General features: G+C 47.6%; 18 protein-coding genes and 1 pseudogene. 4 read left to right on the top strand and 15 right to left on the bottom strand.

The window, feature by feature from the left end; all coding sequences use genetic code 11:
• Positions 1-50: 50 nt before the first annotated feature.
• From MKX34_RS20710 to MKX34_RS20740, 7 genes are all read right to left on the bottom strand, one after another.
• Complete coding sequence (locus tag MKX34_RS20710) at positions 51-620, bottom strand: hypothetical protein (RefSeq protein ID WP_076297677.1); 570 nt, start codon at positions 618-620, stop codon at positions 51-53.
• Between the two features lie 85 nt (positions 621-705).
• Positions 706-897 carry a cysteine-rich CWC family protein gene (locus MKX34_RS20715; RefSeq protein ID WP_076297685.1) on the bottom strand — a complete coding sequence of 64 codons (192 nt, stop codon included), beginning with the start codon at positions 895-897 and terminating at the stop codon, positions 706-708.
• Between the two features lie 534 nt (positions 898-1,431).
• Complete coding sequence (locus tag MKX34_RS20720) at positions 1,432-1,713, bottom strand: hypothetical protein (protein ID WP_339203297.1); 282 nt, start codon at positions 1,711-1,713, stop codon at positions 1,432-1,434.
• 54 nt (positions 1,714-1,767) lie between these two features.
• Complete coding sequence (locus MKX34_RS20725) at positions 1,768-2,757, bottom strand: adenosine deaminase family protein (protein WP_143763801.1); 990 nt, start codon at positions 2,755-2,757, stop codon at positions 1,768-1,770.
• Positions 2,758-2,797: 40 nt separating this feature from the next.
• Positions 2,798-3,016 (bottom strand): hypothetical protein, encoded by a 219-nt coding sequence (locus tag MKX34_RS20730; RefSeq protein WP_143763802.1) that lies wholly within the window; start codon positions 3,014-3,016, stop codon positions 2,798-2,800.
• 217 nt (positions 3,017-3,233) lie between these two features.
• Entirely contained in the window at positions 3,234-3,677 is a 444-nt protein-coding gene (locus MKX34_RS20735) for a hypothetical protein (RefSeq protein ID WP_179089345.1), read from the bottom strand.
• Positions 3,678-3,728: 51 nt separating this feature from the next.
• Entirely contained in the window at positions 3,729-4,145 is a 417-nt protein-coding gene (locus MKX34_RS20740; protein WP_076297681.1) for a DEAD/DEAH box helicase, read from the bottom strand.
• 368 nt (positions 4,146-4,513) lie between these two features.
• On the opposite strand from MKX34_RS20740, the gene MKX34_RS20745 reads away from it, so the two are divergent.
• Together MKX34_RS20745 and MKX34_RS20750 are read left to right on the top strand one after the other, a co-directional pair.
• Positions 4,514-4,672: a transposase gene (locus tag MKX34_RS20745; RefSeq protein WP_162636765.1), complete on the top strand. Its 159-nt coding sequence runs from the start codon at positions 4,514-4,516 to the stop codon at positions 4,670-4,672.
• Positions 4,673-4,824: 152 nt separating this feature from the next.
• Positions 4,825-5,101 (top strand): annotated as a pseudogene (locus tag MKX34_RS20750) (DUF711 family protein); the annotation flags it as partial.
• A 166-nt stretch (positions 5,102-5,267) separates the two neighbouring features.
• On the opposite strand, the gene MKX34_RS20755 reads toward MKX34_RS20750, so the two are convergent.
• From MKX34_RS20755 to MKX34_RS20790, 8 genes are all read right to left on the bottom strand, one after another.
• Positions 5,268-7,226: a carbohydrate-binding protein gene (locus MKX34_RS20755; RefSeq protein WP_076296794.1), complete on the bottom strand. Its 1,959-nt coding sequence runs from the start codon at positions 7,224-7,226 to the stop codon at positions 5,268-5,270.
• Positions 7,227-7,309: 83 nt separating this feature from the next.
• Positions 7,310-7,468, bottom strand: a complete 159-nt coding sequence (locus MKX34_RS20760) for a hypothetical protein (protein WP_178420331.1) — start codon at positions 7,466-7,468, stop codon at positions 7,310-7,312.
• Between the two features lie 140 nt (positions 7,469-7,608).
• Positions 7,609-8,619 carry a glycoside hydrolase family 130 protein gene (locus MKX34_RS20765; protein ID WP_076100167.1) on the bottom strand — a complete coding sequence of 337 codons (1,011 nt, stop codon included), beginning with the start codon at positions 8,617-8,619 and terminating at the stop codon, positions 7,609-7,611.
• A gap of 56 nt (positions 8,620-8,675) precedes the next feature.
• Complete coding sequence (locus tag MKX34_RS20770; RefSeq protein ID WP_038572285.1) at positions 8,676-9,512, bottom strand: carbohydrate ABC transporter permease; 837 nt, start codon at positions 9,510-9,512, stop codon at positions 8,676-8,678.
• A gap of 14 nt (positions 9,513-9,526) precedes the next feature.
• The gene (locus tag MKX34_RS20775; RefSeq protein WP_076105253.1) at positions 9,527-10,429 is read right to left on the bottom strand and encodes a sugar ABC transporter permease; all 903 of its coding nucleotides are present in this window, start codon (positions 10,427-10,429) and stop codon (positions 9,527-9,529) included.
• Positions 10,430-10,533: 104 nt separating this feature from the next.
• Positions 10,534-11,916, bottom strand: a complete 1,383-nt coding sequence (locus MKX34_RS20780; RefSeq protein WP_038572290.1) for a sugar ABC transporter substrate-binding protein — start codon at positions 11,914-11,916, stop codon at positions 10,534-10,536.
• Positions 11,917-12,088: 172 nt separating this feature from the next.
• Positions 12,089-13,720: a response regulator gene (locus MKX34_RS20785; RefSeq protein WP_038572292.1), complete on the bottom strand. Its 1,632-nt coding sequence runs from the start codon at positions 13,718-13,720 to the stop codon at positions 12,089-12,091.
• A 3-nt stretch (positions 13,721-13,723) separates the two neighbouring features.
• A complete protein-coding gene (locus tag MKX34_RS20790; protein WP_076296795.1) occupies positions 13,724-15,532 on the bottom strand; it encodes a sensor histidine kinase in 1,809 nt (602 codons plus the stop codon).
• Between the two features lie 197 nt (positions 15,533-15,729).
• Between MKX34_RS20790 and MKX34_RS20795 the strand changes: the two genes are divergently transcribed.
• Together MKX34_RS20795 and MKX34_RS20800 are read left to right on the top strand one after the other, a co-directional pair.
• Positions 15,730-16,011: a hypothetical protein gene (locus MKX34_RS20795; RefSeq protein ID WP_076100162.1), complete on the top strand. Its 282-nt coding sequence runs from the start codon at positions 15,730-15,732 to the stop codon at positions 16,009-16,011.
• Between the two features lie 223 nt (positions 16,012-16,234).
• On the top strand, positions 16,235-16,444 hold the full coding sequence (locus MKX34_RS20800) for a hypothetical protein (RefSeq protein ID WP_076100160.1): 210 nt from the start codon (positions 16,235-16,237) through the stop codon (positions 16,442-16,444).
• Positions 16,445-16,501 lie beyond the last annotated feature (57 nt).

The raw sequence follows: 16,501 nt of genomic DNA on the forward strand, positions 1-16,501 counted from the left end.
CATTTTTTGGTGGAGGATATTTTTCTGTACATCATCTATAAAAAACAGTCTCATTCGCTCTTTGGACGTCCTAACATCTGATCTATCTTCTCTTTTGCACCTTCCCATGAGGTCAATAATGGAAAAGCATATTGTTCACGGGCCCGCAAATTCCATGGATGCGGAATACAAAGCACTTTTCTTCCCCCCTGCAATGCCGGAACCAGGTTATGCACCCCGTCATCGATCAATAGATCGTAGTTAATAAGATTTTTTCGCTTACAGGTAAAGAAATTTTCAATCGGAATAAACGGCATATGCTTCTGCAACCAGTTCCATTTTTCCACCACCGACTGGGGTTGGGCTGCCGTAACAATAATTACATCATAAGCGTAATGCAACTTCTCCATTTCTCCTACGACATGTTCGTCAAACAGTTCAAGCTCTTCATACAGACCGGGCCGCCCATAGAAAATCTCTTGTGTACAATCCGGATGACGTAAATGATCCGTATTCCAATCAAGCATTTCCTCATACCGTAGCAGATGCGTGGGAAAATCATTATTATTATGGTATATGGCTCGCTTCACTAGATGGCAAATTGTATCATCCATATCTACTGCAATTATTGGCTTCCTCATCTGCGCCTCCATTATTTTTTTAGATTACACTTTAATTATATACAATGAAATTACGGTTTTCGTCGAGAGTTAATTAATATCCCGGTTAATGTTTATTAAATGCTTCTACGCATTTTTGGCAGATACAAGCTTTCCCTCTCAGTTCTTCCGGGATCTGTTCCTGCAATTCGAGTGGAATTTCTGTATGGAAACACCAACATTCACCGCTTTCAGCGCCACAACGATTCAATTCTTTACATAAAGGACAATGGCGTTCTTCAACCAGTATGTTCATCATATCCAAAATTTCTACTCCCCCAAAAATCACAAACTATTTTTCTTTGGAAAACCATATTAATAAAAAAATCCAACAAATGACAATACGTCAGTAAGTAAAACAAACACCCCCCCGAATAGGTTTCCGCCATAACTACTTCTGAAGATCCCTAGTTTAGCATAAGCCCAATTTCTCTATTATTCCTAGACTTGTGAACTCGGTTCACTTGCATTAAGATAGTGAACATTACGAACTCAAATGGGAGAATAACAGATGAATGATAAGAAGATAAGCTTTTTAGAGTGGGTTCGGGAAAGAAACAGTCTCGTATTTATCCGCTTCAAACCCCCACTGCCATATTTTCATGTGTACCTCCAACAGTATTATTTCACTCTTCCAAGTGCTATCTTTCCTTCTATTAAATCTTTTCTTATTTCATGCAAAGCTTTAACTCCTTCATTCGTAAGTGCGACCTGATTATAGTTTAATCCAACACCCATCCTTTGCCTATCATCCAGAAGGGATGCAAATCAGTGGTCGTTAGTATCTCTTCACCTATATGGATATTCCAGTATCTGGATTATTGGACCAGACCATATCACCAACTTGAACCTGTTCAATCGGCTTGGCACCTTCTTGGTTATTTACCAGTGTGCCAGGTGAGAAGCAATTACACGGGTTGAATTTATAGATTTGCCTGAATATCCGTGCTACAAGAATAAGTTTCTGTCCACGAACAAGATATAAAATGGAGTTGAGTCCATCAGGACCCGCCCCAAGGATAGGAATAAATCCACCATACCCAATCAAACGTTGCAGCTTATCCATTGTAGACATATTGGGATCATAAACAAAAGTCTCGGTTGTCACCCAGAACGGTAATGGGTACAATTACTTGGTCTCGACTTGTTGTATCGACCGTAAGACAAACAAACCGCAATAATAGTTAAAAATGAATGAATTACGTATTAATTCAATAATTTGTGCCTTAGAAAAATCAAAGGTTTCTGCAATTTTAATAATATTTCCTGTTAGATCATAGTGAAAACAAGGTGGGTCGTCAGAATTAATGCATACTTTCACTTCGTTGTCTATTAATTTTTTGATTGGATATTTATCCCACGACGGATATACTTCTAAGCTTATATTAGAAGCTGGACATAGAGTAAGTAATATTTTTTTATCTGCCAACCATTCTAATAACTTTTCGTCCTCTACAGCACGAACACCATGATCTATTCTATCAAATGGTATCGATTGGATGGCATCCCAAATACCTTCTGGACCAACTTCTTCACCAACATGACCCGTAATAAAGAATCCATTTTCTTTTGCAACAGCAAAAGCCTCAGCTTGCCGATGAGCCGGATGTCCAAGTTCTTGCATATCCATTCCCACAGCAATCAATGAAATCATATCTCTGTACTTCACTAACTCTTGAATATATTTACAGTTATCCTTAACTTGAGCTGTTCTATCGAGGTTTGCAATGAAACATATATCAATATTATTAAACTTTTGTTTTGCTAATTTTAAGCCTTTAGCAAAGCCATTCATAACAGTTTTTAGTGGAATTCCTCTACGTCCATAGCAAGCTGTGTAATCAAACATTGCTTCACGATAAATAATATTTTGTTCTACCATTTCACGAGCACACTCAAAGACCATGTCAGCGAAGTCATTTTCTGTTTGAATTGAAGAGATCGCTGTTAACATCACAGTAATAAATTCATTAGCAATAATTCTCAGAATACTATTTCGCTTTAATCCAAATATTTTTTCTTTTTCTGGCCAGGTTAAATTATCCATATTTCTATTTGAAAGAATCTCAAAAGCCCTAATGAAATAAGTTCTCTCTATTAATTCTTTGCTTGAATTCAAACCGTATTCACAACTACAGTCAGGACAAAGAAAATACTGTTTAGAATGCAGCAAGTGTGACAAGTACGCCCTGCAGAAGACGAAGCAAGGATGTTGGGAGTTCTCTTGATACTAAAAGTGAATTAGGTTCATCGATATCTGGATGAAGAGAACTAACCACAATTACAGCGACTACGGGTACTGTTATTTTATAATCGGCTAACCCTAAGATCGAAATAGTAACTCCGGTACTTATGGCTAAGTGAGCTCTTCCCATCATAAGAATCAATAACCTTTCTTTAGCAAGGTAGTATGTGAATGATATCCTCTAATTTTCTTGAATATTGACACTTTGGGAGACTACGAATGACTCTTCCCCCATATCTCTTGGTTAAGATTCTGTTATCTAGAATGATAAAAGCGCCTTGGCACTTCATGGATCGATTTAAACGCCCAATCCTTGCTGAAGCTTTACCATCATTTTAGGGAACATATAATCAAAGAAACTGCTGCGCTTGGCTTAGAGTAGCACAAACCTCCGAAATTTCAATCTTGGTTGTCATAAGCTTGAAGGCAAGTAATCCTCCTTGATCATCTCTCATCTTCTTTCCTACTTGAGCGTACACTTCATCAATTTGCTGGTGAAAAGTTTGACGAAGCTGAGCAAGCTCGATTTGATTTCCATGATCGAGTTCCGAAAATGCACTTCGTTTGAAGATTGCTTCAAATAAAATTTCAAAACGGTTGATATCTACTTTCTTTTCGAAGACATTGCAGCATACACCCTCTATTTCATGTGCTTCGTCAAAAATGACGGCATCATATGCTGGAAGAGTACCATTCCCCGTCTTCATTCTCATTTTTAGATCATTAAAGAAGTAAGCGAAATTTGTGACAATTATATGGGAGGTATACATCTTTCCTTTCAGGTCTTCTAACATGCAGTTGCTTGGTTTAGTATTGGCTGGACAATTGGAAGCACTAATCTTTTTTCACACATTGTCTTCAACATCGAATCCTAGAGCCGCACGATCCCCAACCCGTTCTTGTTTCACCATCTTTGAAATTTCACGTACAAGTTTAGCTTTAGAATCATTACTGCGTAACTTTTCTTGCCAGAGAGCTTCTAATTTTGTATTACAAATATAATGATCTTTTTCTTTGACATGTTGGAACTTAAGTGATAACTTCTCCATCTTAAGAATGTTAACTACTCTTGGCAGCTCCACATTAACGATTTGATTCATTAAAGGGATCGTATGCGTACAGACAATAACTGTTTTCTTATTAACGACAGCCCATCGAGCTGCAGGAGTTAAATATCCAAGTGATTTACCAGTCCCGGTGCCGGCTTCGCAGATTAAATGCTGTGAATTTTCTAAAGATTCGCCAACCTTTTTCGTAATCATTATTTGGGGGGCTCGTGGGATATATCCATTTACTAACTTAGACAAATGCCCTTGAGCCCCGAAAGCCCGTTCAATAAATAATATATTGTAAATGCCTTTGTAGGAAGCTTGATAAATAAAATCTATGCTATCACTCTCATACTTATTTATTCATCTAAAATTTTGGAAGCATCTGATTCGTAAAAGTATTCAATGTAATGTCCTCTTGTTCCCTCCACTTCCAGGTTTCCCAAAATAAAATTCGAGATAACTCTCGGGTTTGCTAATAGGATCAAAATCCCGATCACTAATATCTTCCACGATGGATTAGGCAACCCTCTAGCTTTTCTACTGACGGGTGGTCAAGTTATTCTTTTCCAGCGATTGAATTGCTTCAGGAGTTAGATATTATTGGAAGTCACATTCTTGGCGACAAAGCCTATGGCTCAGAAGCGATTCGGAACTGGATTACGACTAAACAGGCCACTTACACCATTCCACCTAAAACGAATAGTCAACATCCATGGAAGGTCGATTGGTATCGGTAGAAAGAACTCCACTTGGTTGAATGCTTTTTCAATAAAATCAAACACTTTCGCCGTGTGGCCACTCGTTACGATAAGTTGACTAAGTCATTCCTCGCGTTTATATACATAGCTTCCATTTTTAAATTGACTCAATGATAGTTTTCAGACACGCCCTAAATGACAATATTAAAAAAAGTGGCGTAATGGCCTCCTCCTATGTAGGTGGGCTTAATAGTAGAGCCTTTATTCCGTTCCATGAAGATCACGGCATGATTAAAGCGGCTCAGCGGGGTACCCTTACACTAGAGAAGCTGGAATCTATGACCTTTGGTCGAATTTGGCAGCCTGCTCGGATATGCACCAGTTATAGCAGTAAACGGCTTCAACTGCGCGAACTTCGTTAATCGTGGCGGACGAATCCCAGCTCCAATTCATAGCTTTAAGAATTAATTGAAACCTCAAACAGCAAGTCCCTATTTCACTTCACTTAGGAGACTTGCTGTTTTTTTGTGTTAGTTGGTCAGTCGTAGAAAAAAACTTTAGCTGAATGTAGAGGCATATCATTTGATATACCCCTTTATCCATCTTATTGCAATTAAATCAAACCGTTTCCATTCTATTTGAACTGGAACCAAGTTAAATTTGCAACTGTGGTTGAATCTGACTTAACAAAAGTAACATATACTGTATGGGTTCCTACAGCTGTCCCGGCATTAAGCGAGATATTCTTGACTGACCATGTCTGCCATCCGCCTGTGCTTTCTGCCGTCCAATAACCCAGCATAGTGCCTGTAGGGCTGTCCAAGTGGAATTCTATTCTTCCGCCGGAATTAGCGGATGCGACCTTCAAATCAATACTTGTTTTAGCTGTACTACCAAAATCTACATTTTTAAATGCTATATAGTCGCCATTACTCCCTCCACCAACATCCAGCCCACCATCAGTGCTTGCCTCATAGGAAATAACACCTGAACTAAGGTTATAGCCTTCCGCTTCAAATTTCAATGTGTTGAATTTTGGAGCTTCAGCATAGCTGTTAGTATCTGTTATTTTCAATTCTGTCAATGTAGTTGCCGCAACTCCACCGACGCGAACATTGTTTAATGTAACTCCGGAGACAGTAAATGTATCACTCCAACCCTTCATTACTGAAATTTCACCTAAAGCGCGTAAATTGATATTATTATAGACCACATTTTTTATCGGTCCGCTTTTTGCAGAAAGATCAAACCATCTGGAGTGAACACCGGATCTTGGCCAGAAGCCTTCTACATCTATATTGTCAAATATGATGTTTTGTGCTGGTGTAGTCCCATAAAGATGACCTACCGCTAAAGCGCGCCAGCACCTGTATACATAAGAGTTTTTAACAACAATGCCATCCTGAAGCTGTTTAACTCCATCTCCAACCTTAAATGCTCCACATCTGCTCCAAGCCAAAGCATCATCCACAACTACATTTGACTGGTTTTCAGGACTTCCCGGCCAGTTTGCAGCTATATCCGTAGTTGCTACATCCCATGTCTTAAATGAGTATGTGTCATCCTCCGATACTGCTACCGTGTGCTTTATTAGTACATTCTGGCTCTCTTGAATGTCTATTGCATCATTTTCATAATCAAGTTCATTGTTGTTGAAATGCTTTGTATTCTGGAATGTGACGTTATTGGATCTTGTAACTATGGTAGCCCAGCCCCCGCTGTCTCTTATTGTTATGCCGTCAACCGTGAAGTTGCTGCACTGCAAGGGTACAAGAATATTGTTCAAATAATTCTTTGTATTTCTCATATAATGGCCATTGCCGTCAATAGTCCCCCTGCCGTATATCTTAATATTGTTTGCATTTGTTTCGGTGTAAATAAACCATGTTCCATCCTTACCCAGAGAATTCTTATGAAAATGGGTAGTGTAATCGCTCGGATTTCCTGAACCCCTTATAACAGAACCACCCTCCAGATAAACCGAAACATTGCTTTTTAAAACAAGGTTTCCGCACTTATAAACACCGGCTGGAACGTATACTATACCGCCACCTGCTGCGTTAGCCGCATTTATGGCGTTTTGTATTGCAGTTGTAGCCATAGCGGCACCGGTACTGTCGGCACCGTATTGAGCTTTAACATTGTATATACCTGTACCGGATGAAGCCGGAACATTGGTTTCAAGAGCATCTGCCGCAATAACCAGATCTTTCAGATTATTGATTTTAACTATAAGATATGTTGGTGATGAAAGTGTAAATGTAAGTGTATTTCCGCTCTTTGTTGCAGTAATTCCCAAAGCTTTGGGAGAAATATTATAGGTATTGATTGTCTCGCTTGCTGTTATTGTGATTGTAGTAGTACCTGAAAAAGAGAAATTACAATAATTATAGTTTACAAATATCGCCGAAGTGTCGATTACCGGTATATTTGTAGAGTCTGCTGTTACCGTGTATTGACTGGTCGTGGTATAGATCGACGGTAATGGATAGCTTACAATTGTATCCGCCGCTCTTGCTGTCAAAGGAACGACAGCTAAAAGACTGGCGAGCATACAAACAATTAAGCTTAATAATTTTAACTTTTTCAGCATAAATAAACACCTCTTTCATATTTTTAGGAAATACTCTGTCATCAGTGAATAACGATTTCACCAGTGATGCTCTATTACTCTTTTCATAAAATCGACATATTCCTGTTCAGCTTCGGAAGTGGCAGAGTAATACTAACCTTTTCTGCATCAGCAAAGTTTCCTTTTAAAATACGGTCCCGGTTTTGTTGCACTTGTGCAGGATTTCCTGCGTTGGTCGCTACTACTGAGCTGTATTGTTGCATTTTATGGATAATCTCCCCACGGTCGCTGTTGTTGATTTAGCATTGTTGCACTTCATGCACAAACTCCGCGCAAGCCGCTCCAATCATGGCACATGGCCCCACTGTTACTCCGCATTTCCGCCCTCAGCCTGCTTCCAATCTTATCTATGCTCCGGCTCCAGACAGAGTCGGAGCAGATCGTCCACATGGGCCGTTGCCAGACATTCTACCGTATCCGCAGAGCCATAATAGATCTTGACCTCGCCGTTATCCTCCAGAATCATCCCTCCCGGAAAAATCACATGATTGCGGAAGCCCCCGCCAATCTCATAGTCTGTCTCCGGTGCCAGCAGCGGCTGCCTGCTCATGCCGATCACCTTGCGGGGGTCCTCCAGATCCAGCAGCATAATTCCGGCGGTATAGCGCTTCTTCCAGGTGTCCTCCCAACCATGCTTGCCTCTGGCCGGGTCCACATCCACCGCATGGAAGGTGGTCAGCCAGCCCTTATCCGTCCGGACCGGAGGTGCGGCCGGACCGACCTTGTCATTGGCAAACGGCACCTGCTCGACGGCGAGCAGTAGGCTGGAGTTGCCCCAATGCTTCAGGTCCGGCGACTCGGAGATCCAGGCATCGAAGCGGTCCCTGCCGCCGCGGCTGTATACCGTGAAGGGACGCTCCAGCCGGACATACTTGCCGCCGATCAACTCGGGAAACAGTACCATATTGCGCAGGTCCGGTGTAGACAGGCTGAGCACCTCGAAGTGTTCCAGATCATCGGTAACGGCAATTCCGCCGCGGATGCCATGGTGCGTATCCACGGCAAAACACATATAACAACGGCCGCCGATCACGGTCAGGCGCGGGTCGTAGGCGCGGATAATTTCCTCGTCATGCATTTTGAACACTGGCTTCGGGCCTGCGGTCCAGCTCAGCCCGTCGTTACTGTAAGCAATGCCGAGATCCGTGGTGTGGTGCGGCTCAAGCGTCTGATCGGCCAGTGAGCCGTAATCATTGCGGAAGATCATCACATATTTGCCGTTAAATTTCGTTACACCGGCATTGAATACCAGTGCGGTGGGGTAAGGAATCTTCGCTGCAGCCAGCACCGGATTGCCCGGATACCGCCGGATGAACGGGGCAGATTGCAGAATCGCCGGAACGTGTTGAGTCATGGGGTGTACCTCCTTGAATGTTAAAGATGGATTATGGGTTGCGCAGGGCCGGACCGCTACCCTTTGAGGGAACCGGCCGTCATCTGCATGAAGGATTTGTTGGCGAACAGATAGGCCACGAGAATCGGCAGAATGGACAAGCAGGCGCCCGCCATCATATAGTGGGTCTGGGAAGCGGCTGAAATCCCGTATTTCAGGTTCGCCAGCCCGACAGTCAGCGTCTGCAGCTCCGGCTTCGTCATCGTGAACACGAGCGGCAGCAAATATTCATTCCACGCGCCGCGGAAGGTGAACAGCGCACCTACGCCGAGTCCGGGTCCGAGCAGTGGCAGAATAATTCGCCAGAAGGTGCGGCCAGGGGAGCTGCCGTCCATCAGCGCCGCCTCATCCAGCTCACGGGGAATCCCCTTCATGAAGCTGGACAGAATGAAGAAGATCGAAGCATGGGCGGAGATCAGAATCAATATGACCCCCCACAGGCTGCTGTGCAGATGAAGCTTGACCATCAGATCAAACTGCGGACGCAGCACGACCGCCCCTACTGCCACGAACATAGTGAAGGATTGCAGGCCGATATACAATTTCTTGCCTGCAAAATCCATCCGGTCCACCACATAAGCCGCCATGGATGATACCAGCAGCGTGCCAACCACCGCCGCCAGAGAGACAATCAGGCTGTTCAGCGTATATCTGGAGAAATTCGCCTGCGCCCAGGCTTCGGCATAGTTCGAGAAGTGCCAGCTATCCGGCAGGAAGGTGGCTCCCGCAGTCAGTTCGGCATTTGTCTTGAAGGAGCCGAGAATGGTGATAACGACCGGAATCAAGGTGATAAAAGCAAATGCCAGCAAAAAAATCCACAGGATGATATTGCCCAGTATGGTTCTTAGTCTCATAATATCCTCTCTCCTCAATCGGTCTGATTCATACGTCTGGATGCGTAGAAATAAATGAGCGATATGATCCCGACGATGACCGCAGACACGAAGGCGACCGCACTGCCGTATCCGAACTCTTGGACCTGGACCGCCGCGCTGCCTCCGCCGACAGGGAAAAATAATTTGTACAAATACAGGAACATCACCTCTGTCTTGCCTACGGGGCCGCCTTCGGTCAGCACCATAATGCTCTCGTAGCCCTTCAAAGCTGTAATGATCGCCAGCATAATGACCATCTGCATGACAGGCCCGAGCATTGGCAGGGTGACATAGCGGAACTGCTGGATTCTGCCTGCTCCGTCCAGGGAAGAGGCCTCATAAACATCCTCCGGGATATTCTGCAGACCGGCGAGGAAGAGCAGCATGTAATTGCCGACCGCCCCCCAGGCTGCAACCAGAATGACGGTGAGCATGGCATATTTCGGCCCCAGCCAGTCCACACCGGAATCGGAAAGGCCCGAACGGATCAGAAACTGGTTGAGAATCCCGTTATACGAGTTAAAGATCGTGAAGAAGACTACGGCCATTACGGCAGTACTGATGACGGTCGGCATGAAGAAAATCCCCCGCAGCAGCTGTCTGCCCCGCAGCCCTCGATTCAATATGGCGGCCAGCAGCAGAGCCAGCGGAATGGTGATCAGCAACTTGCCGCCTGCATAGACAAACGTGTTCACCACCGACTCCCAGAACTGGGTATCCTTCAGGATGCGTCTGAAATTGGCCAGCCCGGTAAACCGGGCCGTTCCGAACCCTTTGTAATCATAGAACATATAGCGGAACGCCCAGGCAATCGGATAAATCCCGAGGACCAACGTGAGCAAGGCACTTGGAAAGATAAAGCTGTATGAAAATAAGGCTTGTTTTGTTTTGTTCATCTGGTTTCTTCCGGCTCCTCTCCCTTGCGGCCAGAGCAGAGGGAGAGGAAAGCTGCTTCCCCATCCCTCTGCTTTGGCCTATATCTCTATCCCTAACCTTCTGTCTACTTGGCGAACTTGCCGCCCAGTGCGGCGGGGTCAAAGCCGGCATCCGGCTCGGCCTTCACGCCATCATTCGCAATCACGCTGTCCAGTGCAGTGTTATAGCGTTTGTTCAGATCGGCGATAATCGCCTTCAGATCGCCGCCGTTCAGCATATACTTGAAGAAGGCGTCATCCGATTTCATCCCTTCCGGTGCTACAGACGGATAGACCGGCCACACTCCATCGTGCTTGTTCGGCAGGAAGCCTTCAATGCCGTTCACATCCGGTGTCTTGGCTACTGCGCTGACGGATGGAACCATGGAGATGCCAAAGCCTTTTTCCTGATAATCCGTCAGCACCTGATCGCCGTACATGAACTCCATGAACTTCCAAGCTGCTCCTTTGTGCTCCGACTTCGAGCTCAGCGCCAGCCACTGGCCCCCGAGGAAGCCCGAAGCCCCCTTCACGGTGCCGTCGATGGTCGGAACCGGAGCGGCTGCCCAGTCAATCTTGGCCGGGAACTGATTCTTGTAGACGCCCGGCTCCGAGGAGTAGGACATATACATTCCGATTTTGCCCTCTGCAAACTGCGACCGCAGCGGATCAATATCCAGTGATTCCACACCCGGCAGCATGCTGCCGTTGTCCCGGATCTGCTTAAAGGCATTGATGATCGGCTCGAAGCCGCTGAAATCGTAGCGGGCCGTCTTGAAATCATACCCGAAGCCGCCGTAGCCGCTCATCTCCGCAATCACCCGCGCCGAACGCCCGAACGCGCTTCCGGGGCTTTTGAAGTTCTGGGCGAAGCCGTAAGCGCCATCCGCTTTACCGGCTTCTGTCAATTTTTTGGCGGTTTCCACCAGCTCCTGCAGGGTAGCCGGCGGATGCTCAACGCCTGCTTTGGCGAACAGATCCTTGTTGTATACAAGACGCATGGTTGTTCCATAATTCGGCAGACTGTAACGCTTGCCGTCGAATTCATTCAGATCCGGCATGGCCGGGAATTTCGTCTTCAGCTCATCGGTGAGGAACTCGTCAATGGGAGCGAGAAAGCCTTTTTTGTAGAAGGTCTGGATGGTATTCTCCTTCACCCGGATTACATCCGGCGCATCGGAGGTCTGGAAGGACAGATCGAGTGCGGTATCGAAGTCGTCGCCCTTGACGACCAGTTCCACCTCAATCCCGTCGGTATTGGTTGCGTTGAACTCGGCTACCTTGTCCTTCACGAAATCCGCATCATGACGGTCGCCGGTCCAGTAGCTGATTTTGGTCTTGTCCCCCGAGCCGCCTGTCTTCCCGTCTCCCTTACCTTCTGCAGCATTGCCGCCGTTACCGTTGCCGCAGGCTGTCAGGCCAAGTGCCAGGACCAGGCTCAGAGATGTTATTAGCATACGCTTCATCATTGGTAGTTCCCCCTTATATATCCCTGCTGTATTCGCTTACAACCTGATTATAGACGGATTGGCGCATCCGGATAAGGCGGGTAAGCCCACTTTAAGGGCAGATTTCTGCAGAAGCTTTATACAGTGAAGGGAGGCCACCTCCGCCCTGCGGACATGCCTCCCCTGCGCATTTTTATTCTTTTCCAAGATAATGCAGTTTGAACTCGGACGGGGTCATTCCGGTATATTTCTTAAACACCTCGCTGAAATAGCGCCTGTGCTCATACCCAAGATCCTGGGCGATCTCCTGAACCTGCCGTCCGCTGATCAGCATCGCCTTGGCCTTCTCCATCTTCTCGTGCATCACATACTGCTGAAACGAAATCCCCTGCACCTTCTTGAACAGGTTGGAGAAATACCCCTGGCTGAGGTTAATCTGCTTCGCTACCTGCTCCAGCGACAGTCCCGTATCCAGATGGCTATCGATATAAGCGGCGGCCTGGCGGATAATCCGCGTGGACTCCAGGGAACGGGTCTCTGTAACCAGCGCACAGGCCTCCCGGCACAGCCCGGACAGCAGGTCCCGGATATCCTGCAGGGAAGGATGCACCTGGTTCTTCATGACGGCAATCCTGCGCTCCAGCGGCTCCACCTGCCCGTAGGGGAACTGCTCCAGCAGGACCCGGCAGATCCTGTAGCCCAGCTCATAGCCGACGCTTTCCACATAACGCGGCTCAGGCAAAAGCCCGCTGTCCAGCAGCTCCGCGAATAGCTGATCGAGCATCTGCAGGCTTTTGGCAGAATTGCCAGAACGCAGGGCGAACAGCAGCTCCTGCTCGGCGGCGGCGGAGTAGCTGTGAAGTGCGAGCGGTTTATTCTCGATATTGCTGTAAATATAGACCCCGTTGCCTCCGGTGTAGAAATGATAACCCAGCGCGCTAATCGCCTGCCTGTACGCTGCGCTCAGCTCCTGAATCGCCGCTGCGCCCAGCCCCACGCCAATGGAAAGCGTATGCCGGGAGAACCGGCTTACATTCGTGCAGCAGGCCTCCGTAACCAGCGCGGCCGTATCCGGGTCCGAGCCGTTCATGATGCAGACATACCGGTCTGTCGCCTCCCGGATGATGACGCCGCGGGTCCAGGCGGAAATCGTCTCTTCGAGAATATTGTGCAGGCTGAACCGCAGCAGCTCGACCTCCTGCACAGGCTGGCCGCTCAGTTTCTCCGTGAAATGATCGATTTCGGCGACAAACACGAAGAAATCATGCTGGTCCAGAGGGATATCGAGATAGGCCCAGCGGGAACGTGCATCCGATTCTGTCGTCTGGTGGTGCAGCAGGAAGATGAGATATTCCTGGCGGAGAATAGGCAGACTTTCTCTGATTTTGGCCTCCATCACAGCAAGTCTGGTGGTCTCCTGACGCTCCTCCCGGCACAACTCCCTGGCCTTCAGCACAGCCTGCATAATCTCGTCCAGCGAAAAGGGCTTCTTGACGAAATCAAGCGCCCCTAGTCGGATGGCTTCCTGGGCATAAGAGAACTCCGAGTAGGCGCTGAGGATAATAATCTTGCAGTCCGGAAGCACCTCCAGAATCGCCCGGGTCATCTGCAGGCCGTCCATTCTTGGCATTCGGATATCCGTCAGCACAATGTCCGGCCGGGTCTCGCGGATAATCTGCAGCCCCGCATCACCGTCAAGCGCCGTACCGACGACCTCAATACCGTGCTCCTGCCACGGCGGCTTGCGCGAGACCATCTCCACCACACTTTTAATATCGTCGATTACACATAACTTGAACCTTTCCTGCTCCAGCTCCCAGTCCATCCTTCATCTCTCCTCCCCTAACGGAATCCACAGATCTGTCCGTGATCCCTTACATGGTTCGCCGCCAACGTCCATACGTGCTTCGGCCCCGTAATACAGCGCCAGCCGATGCCTGATGTTGAACAGGGCATAACCTTTCCTCGACTGCGGAGCCCTGACCGTCCCCTGCTTGACCCGTGCAGCATCAAGACCCCGCCCGTTGTCGGTAATGCAAATATGCAGCAGTTCCTGCTCCCGGCTGACCGTGATGTCGATCCGGCCACCGGCGGTCCGGTCGCTGAACCCGTGCTGAATGCTGTTCTCCACCACCGGCTGCAGGATAATCTTGGGCAGCAGGCAGGACAGCAGGGCCTCGTCCTCAACAGTCACCGTGTATTCAAACAACCCTTCATAGCATTTCTGCTGAAGGGCGAAATACTGCTGCATGTGGGACAGCTCATCCTCAAGGGGAATCAGATCCTTGCCGCCGCTGAGCCCGATCTGAAACATCTGCGACAACGACAGGATCATCTCATTCACATCATCATTCTCGCCCATGACCGATTTGCAATAAATGGTATTCAGAGTATTGTACAGAAAGTGCGGCTCCATCTGCGCCGTAAGTGCGCGGATCTCTGCATGACGCTTGTCCTCCTCCTTGGCCTTCACATCTGCAATCAGCACCTTAATCTCCGACATCATCCGGTTGAACTGATAGCCGACCTGGGCAACCTCATCCTCATAACGGCTCTCATAAACTACGCTTAGCTGGTTCTCCTCGACTCTGCGCATCAGCCGCCGCAGCTTGAACAGCGGCTTAAGCAGCACAGACGTCAGCTGATTGGAGATCAGCCAGGTGGCCAGCAGGAAGAATGCGATGACATAGAGGGTGATGCGCTGCACCCGCTGCAGCTTGCCCAGCAGCTGGTCCCTCGACTGCATGCCGGAGATGATCCAGTCCGGCGATGCCGCTGAGCCTGTATAATTAACCAGATACTCCTTCCCGCCATAGCTGTAGTTGTAATCCTTGGGACCGGCTGCTGTCCCGGCTCCGGCAAGCATCGGCTTCCAGGGGAACCTGCCTTGGAAGGGCCAGTGGGACTCCACCACCGCCTCGCCTTCCCCGCTCACCAGGTAATAATCCCATCCCGCTTGTTGTCCCCCTTTATTCAGCAGCTCATTTATCCGGCTCTCCCTGATATTGACCACAATAAATACATTGCTGATCGGTGTGTAAGGGTATTCATAAATTCCCCGGACCACGAAGGAGACCACCCGCTGGCTGCCCGTGAATAACCGGTCATAATGTCCTTTGGCCCAATAGCCGCCCGGCTTTCCCTTGCTCAGACCATATAATTCCGAGTCGTAGAATGAATGGTCCTGCGCCCGGGTCTGCGTAGTGGAATAGAAATCGCCTATCGGGGTAACGATCAGTACATTCTCAATGATCGGCTGATTGAACGTTGCCTGGGAGAGCACATATTGCAGATCCGACAGATGCACATAGTAATTCGACACATCATGGCTGAACACATCGAGCATCATCTTGCGGTACGCATCGCTCAGCATCAGGGACTGCACGGACAGCGCCACATCATTCAGGCGGGAATCCAGCAGCTGTGCCGTCTTGCTTACGGTCTCCTGGCTGCCCGCGTAGGCATTGTCCTCGATCTCCTGCGCGGCAATCCAATACGAGAAGCTGCCCATTGCACTGATGGACAGCGTGATCAGCACGATGAACGAGAACAGAATTCTCTGCTTGATGGATATCCGGTAATACCTGCTGACGATCTGCCGCCGGATCTGTCGGCCATAGGCTGTGAATTTATTCATAGTTCCCCCTTCTTGAGCATGTGTTTGTATGTTTGTATGTTCTTGTCACTTGTACCATACGGCTGCTCCAGCCCGGCGTCAAGACAGGGCATGACTATTTAGCTGATTCTGTCCCTTATTATCAATAGGCAGGGGGCCTCCGCTTAACATGGTGCGGATTCATTAATCATGGCTCAGGTTGACGGGAAGCTACGCGATTGAGTAATTATGCTTGTGACGGTCAGTCCATTCCGTTTGATGCCTTTCTGCGGCAAATGTTGAACGATCCAACAGTAGCAGAGGATTTTGTTGCCTCATACGTAAAAAATAATACAATTAGCCAAACTGACGGTTTCAAGGGCGATTCTATGAAGCATGAAACAGAGATGGGGGGAACGTTGAGCGAAGTCCTGCCCCAACTGAATACTGGCGGCAACGCAGTGTTCACTTATTATGGCGGCAAGCAATCTGGTCCGCTTCATGTGGTATTCCATGTATAGGTCTGGGAACAATAAACTGCTTCCATTTGCTGCTTCGACACCTGGATGAATAAGGGCTGGGACCAGTTGTTGGCATTACGATTGCGGATGTAGAGCGCTATTGAGACCAGGAACATTGACGGATTGATCGAACGACTGGCTGACGACTATGCGGCCCATCTTCTGGATACCGGACATCGTCAATTTCAGCTAATCGGCTAATGTTTGGGAGGACTGATCGCGGTTGAAACAGCTGGTCGTTTGTTGGAGGCAGGGACTGGAGGTTGTAGACTTGGTGCTGGTAGACAGCCATCCTGTTTTTCATTCCATTGAAGATGAATTAGCAATGGAAGCGCTATTAGTACCGAACCTTAATATTTCACTGGAGCAGACCGGTTTTGTCGGAGTTGCCGCGACCTACAGACAGTTTTTCTGTGAAAATAAGGGGAACTAGACGAATGGACGAATTTTAGTTTTTGGAGTCGGCCTTCTAAGTAAGCTTCTTTGTTTT

The organism is Paenibacillus sp. FSL R5-0636 (genome assembly GCF_037974255.1).
GTDB classification, from domain to species: Bacteria; Bacillota; Bacilli; order Paenibacillales; family Paenibacillaceae; genus Paenibacillus_AQ; species Paenibacillus_AQ odorifer.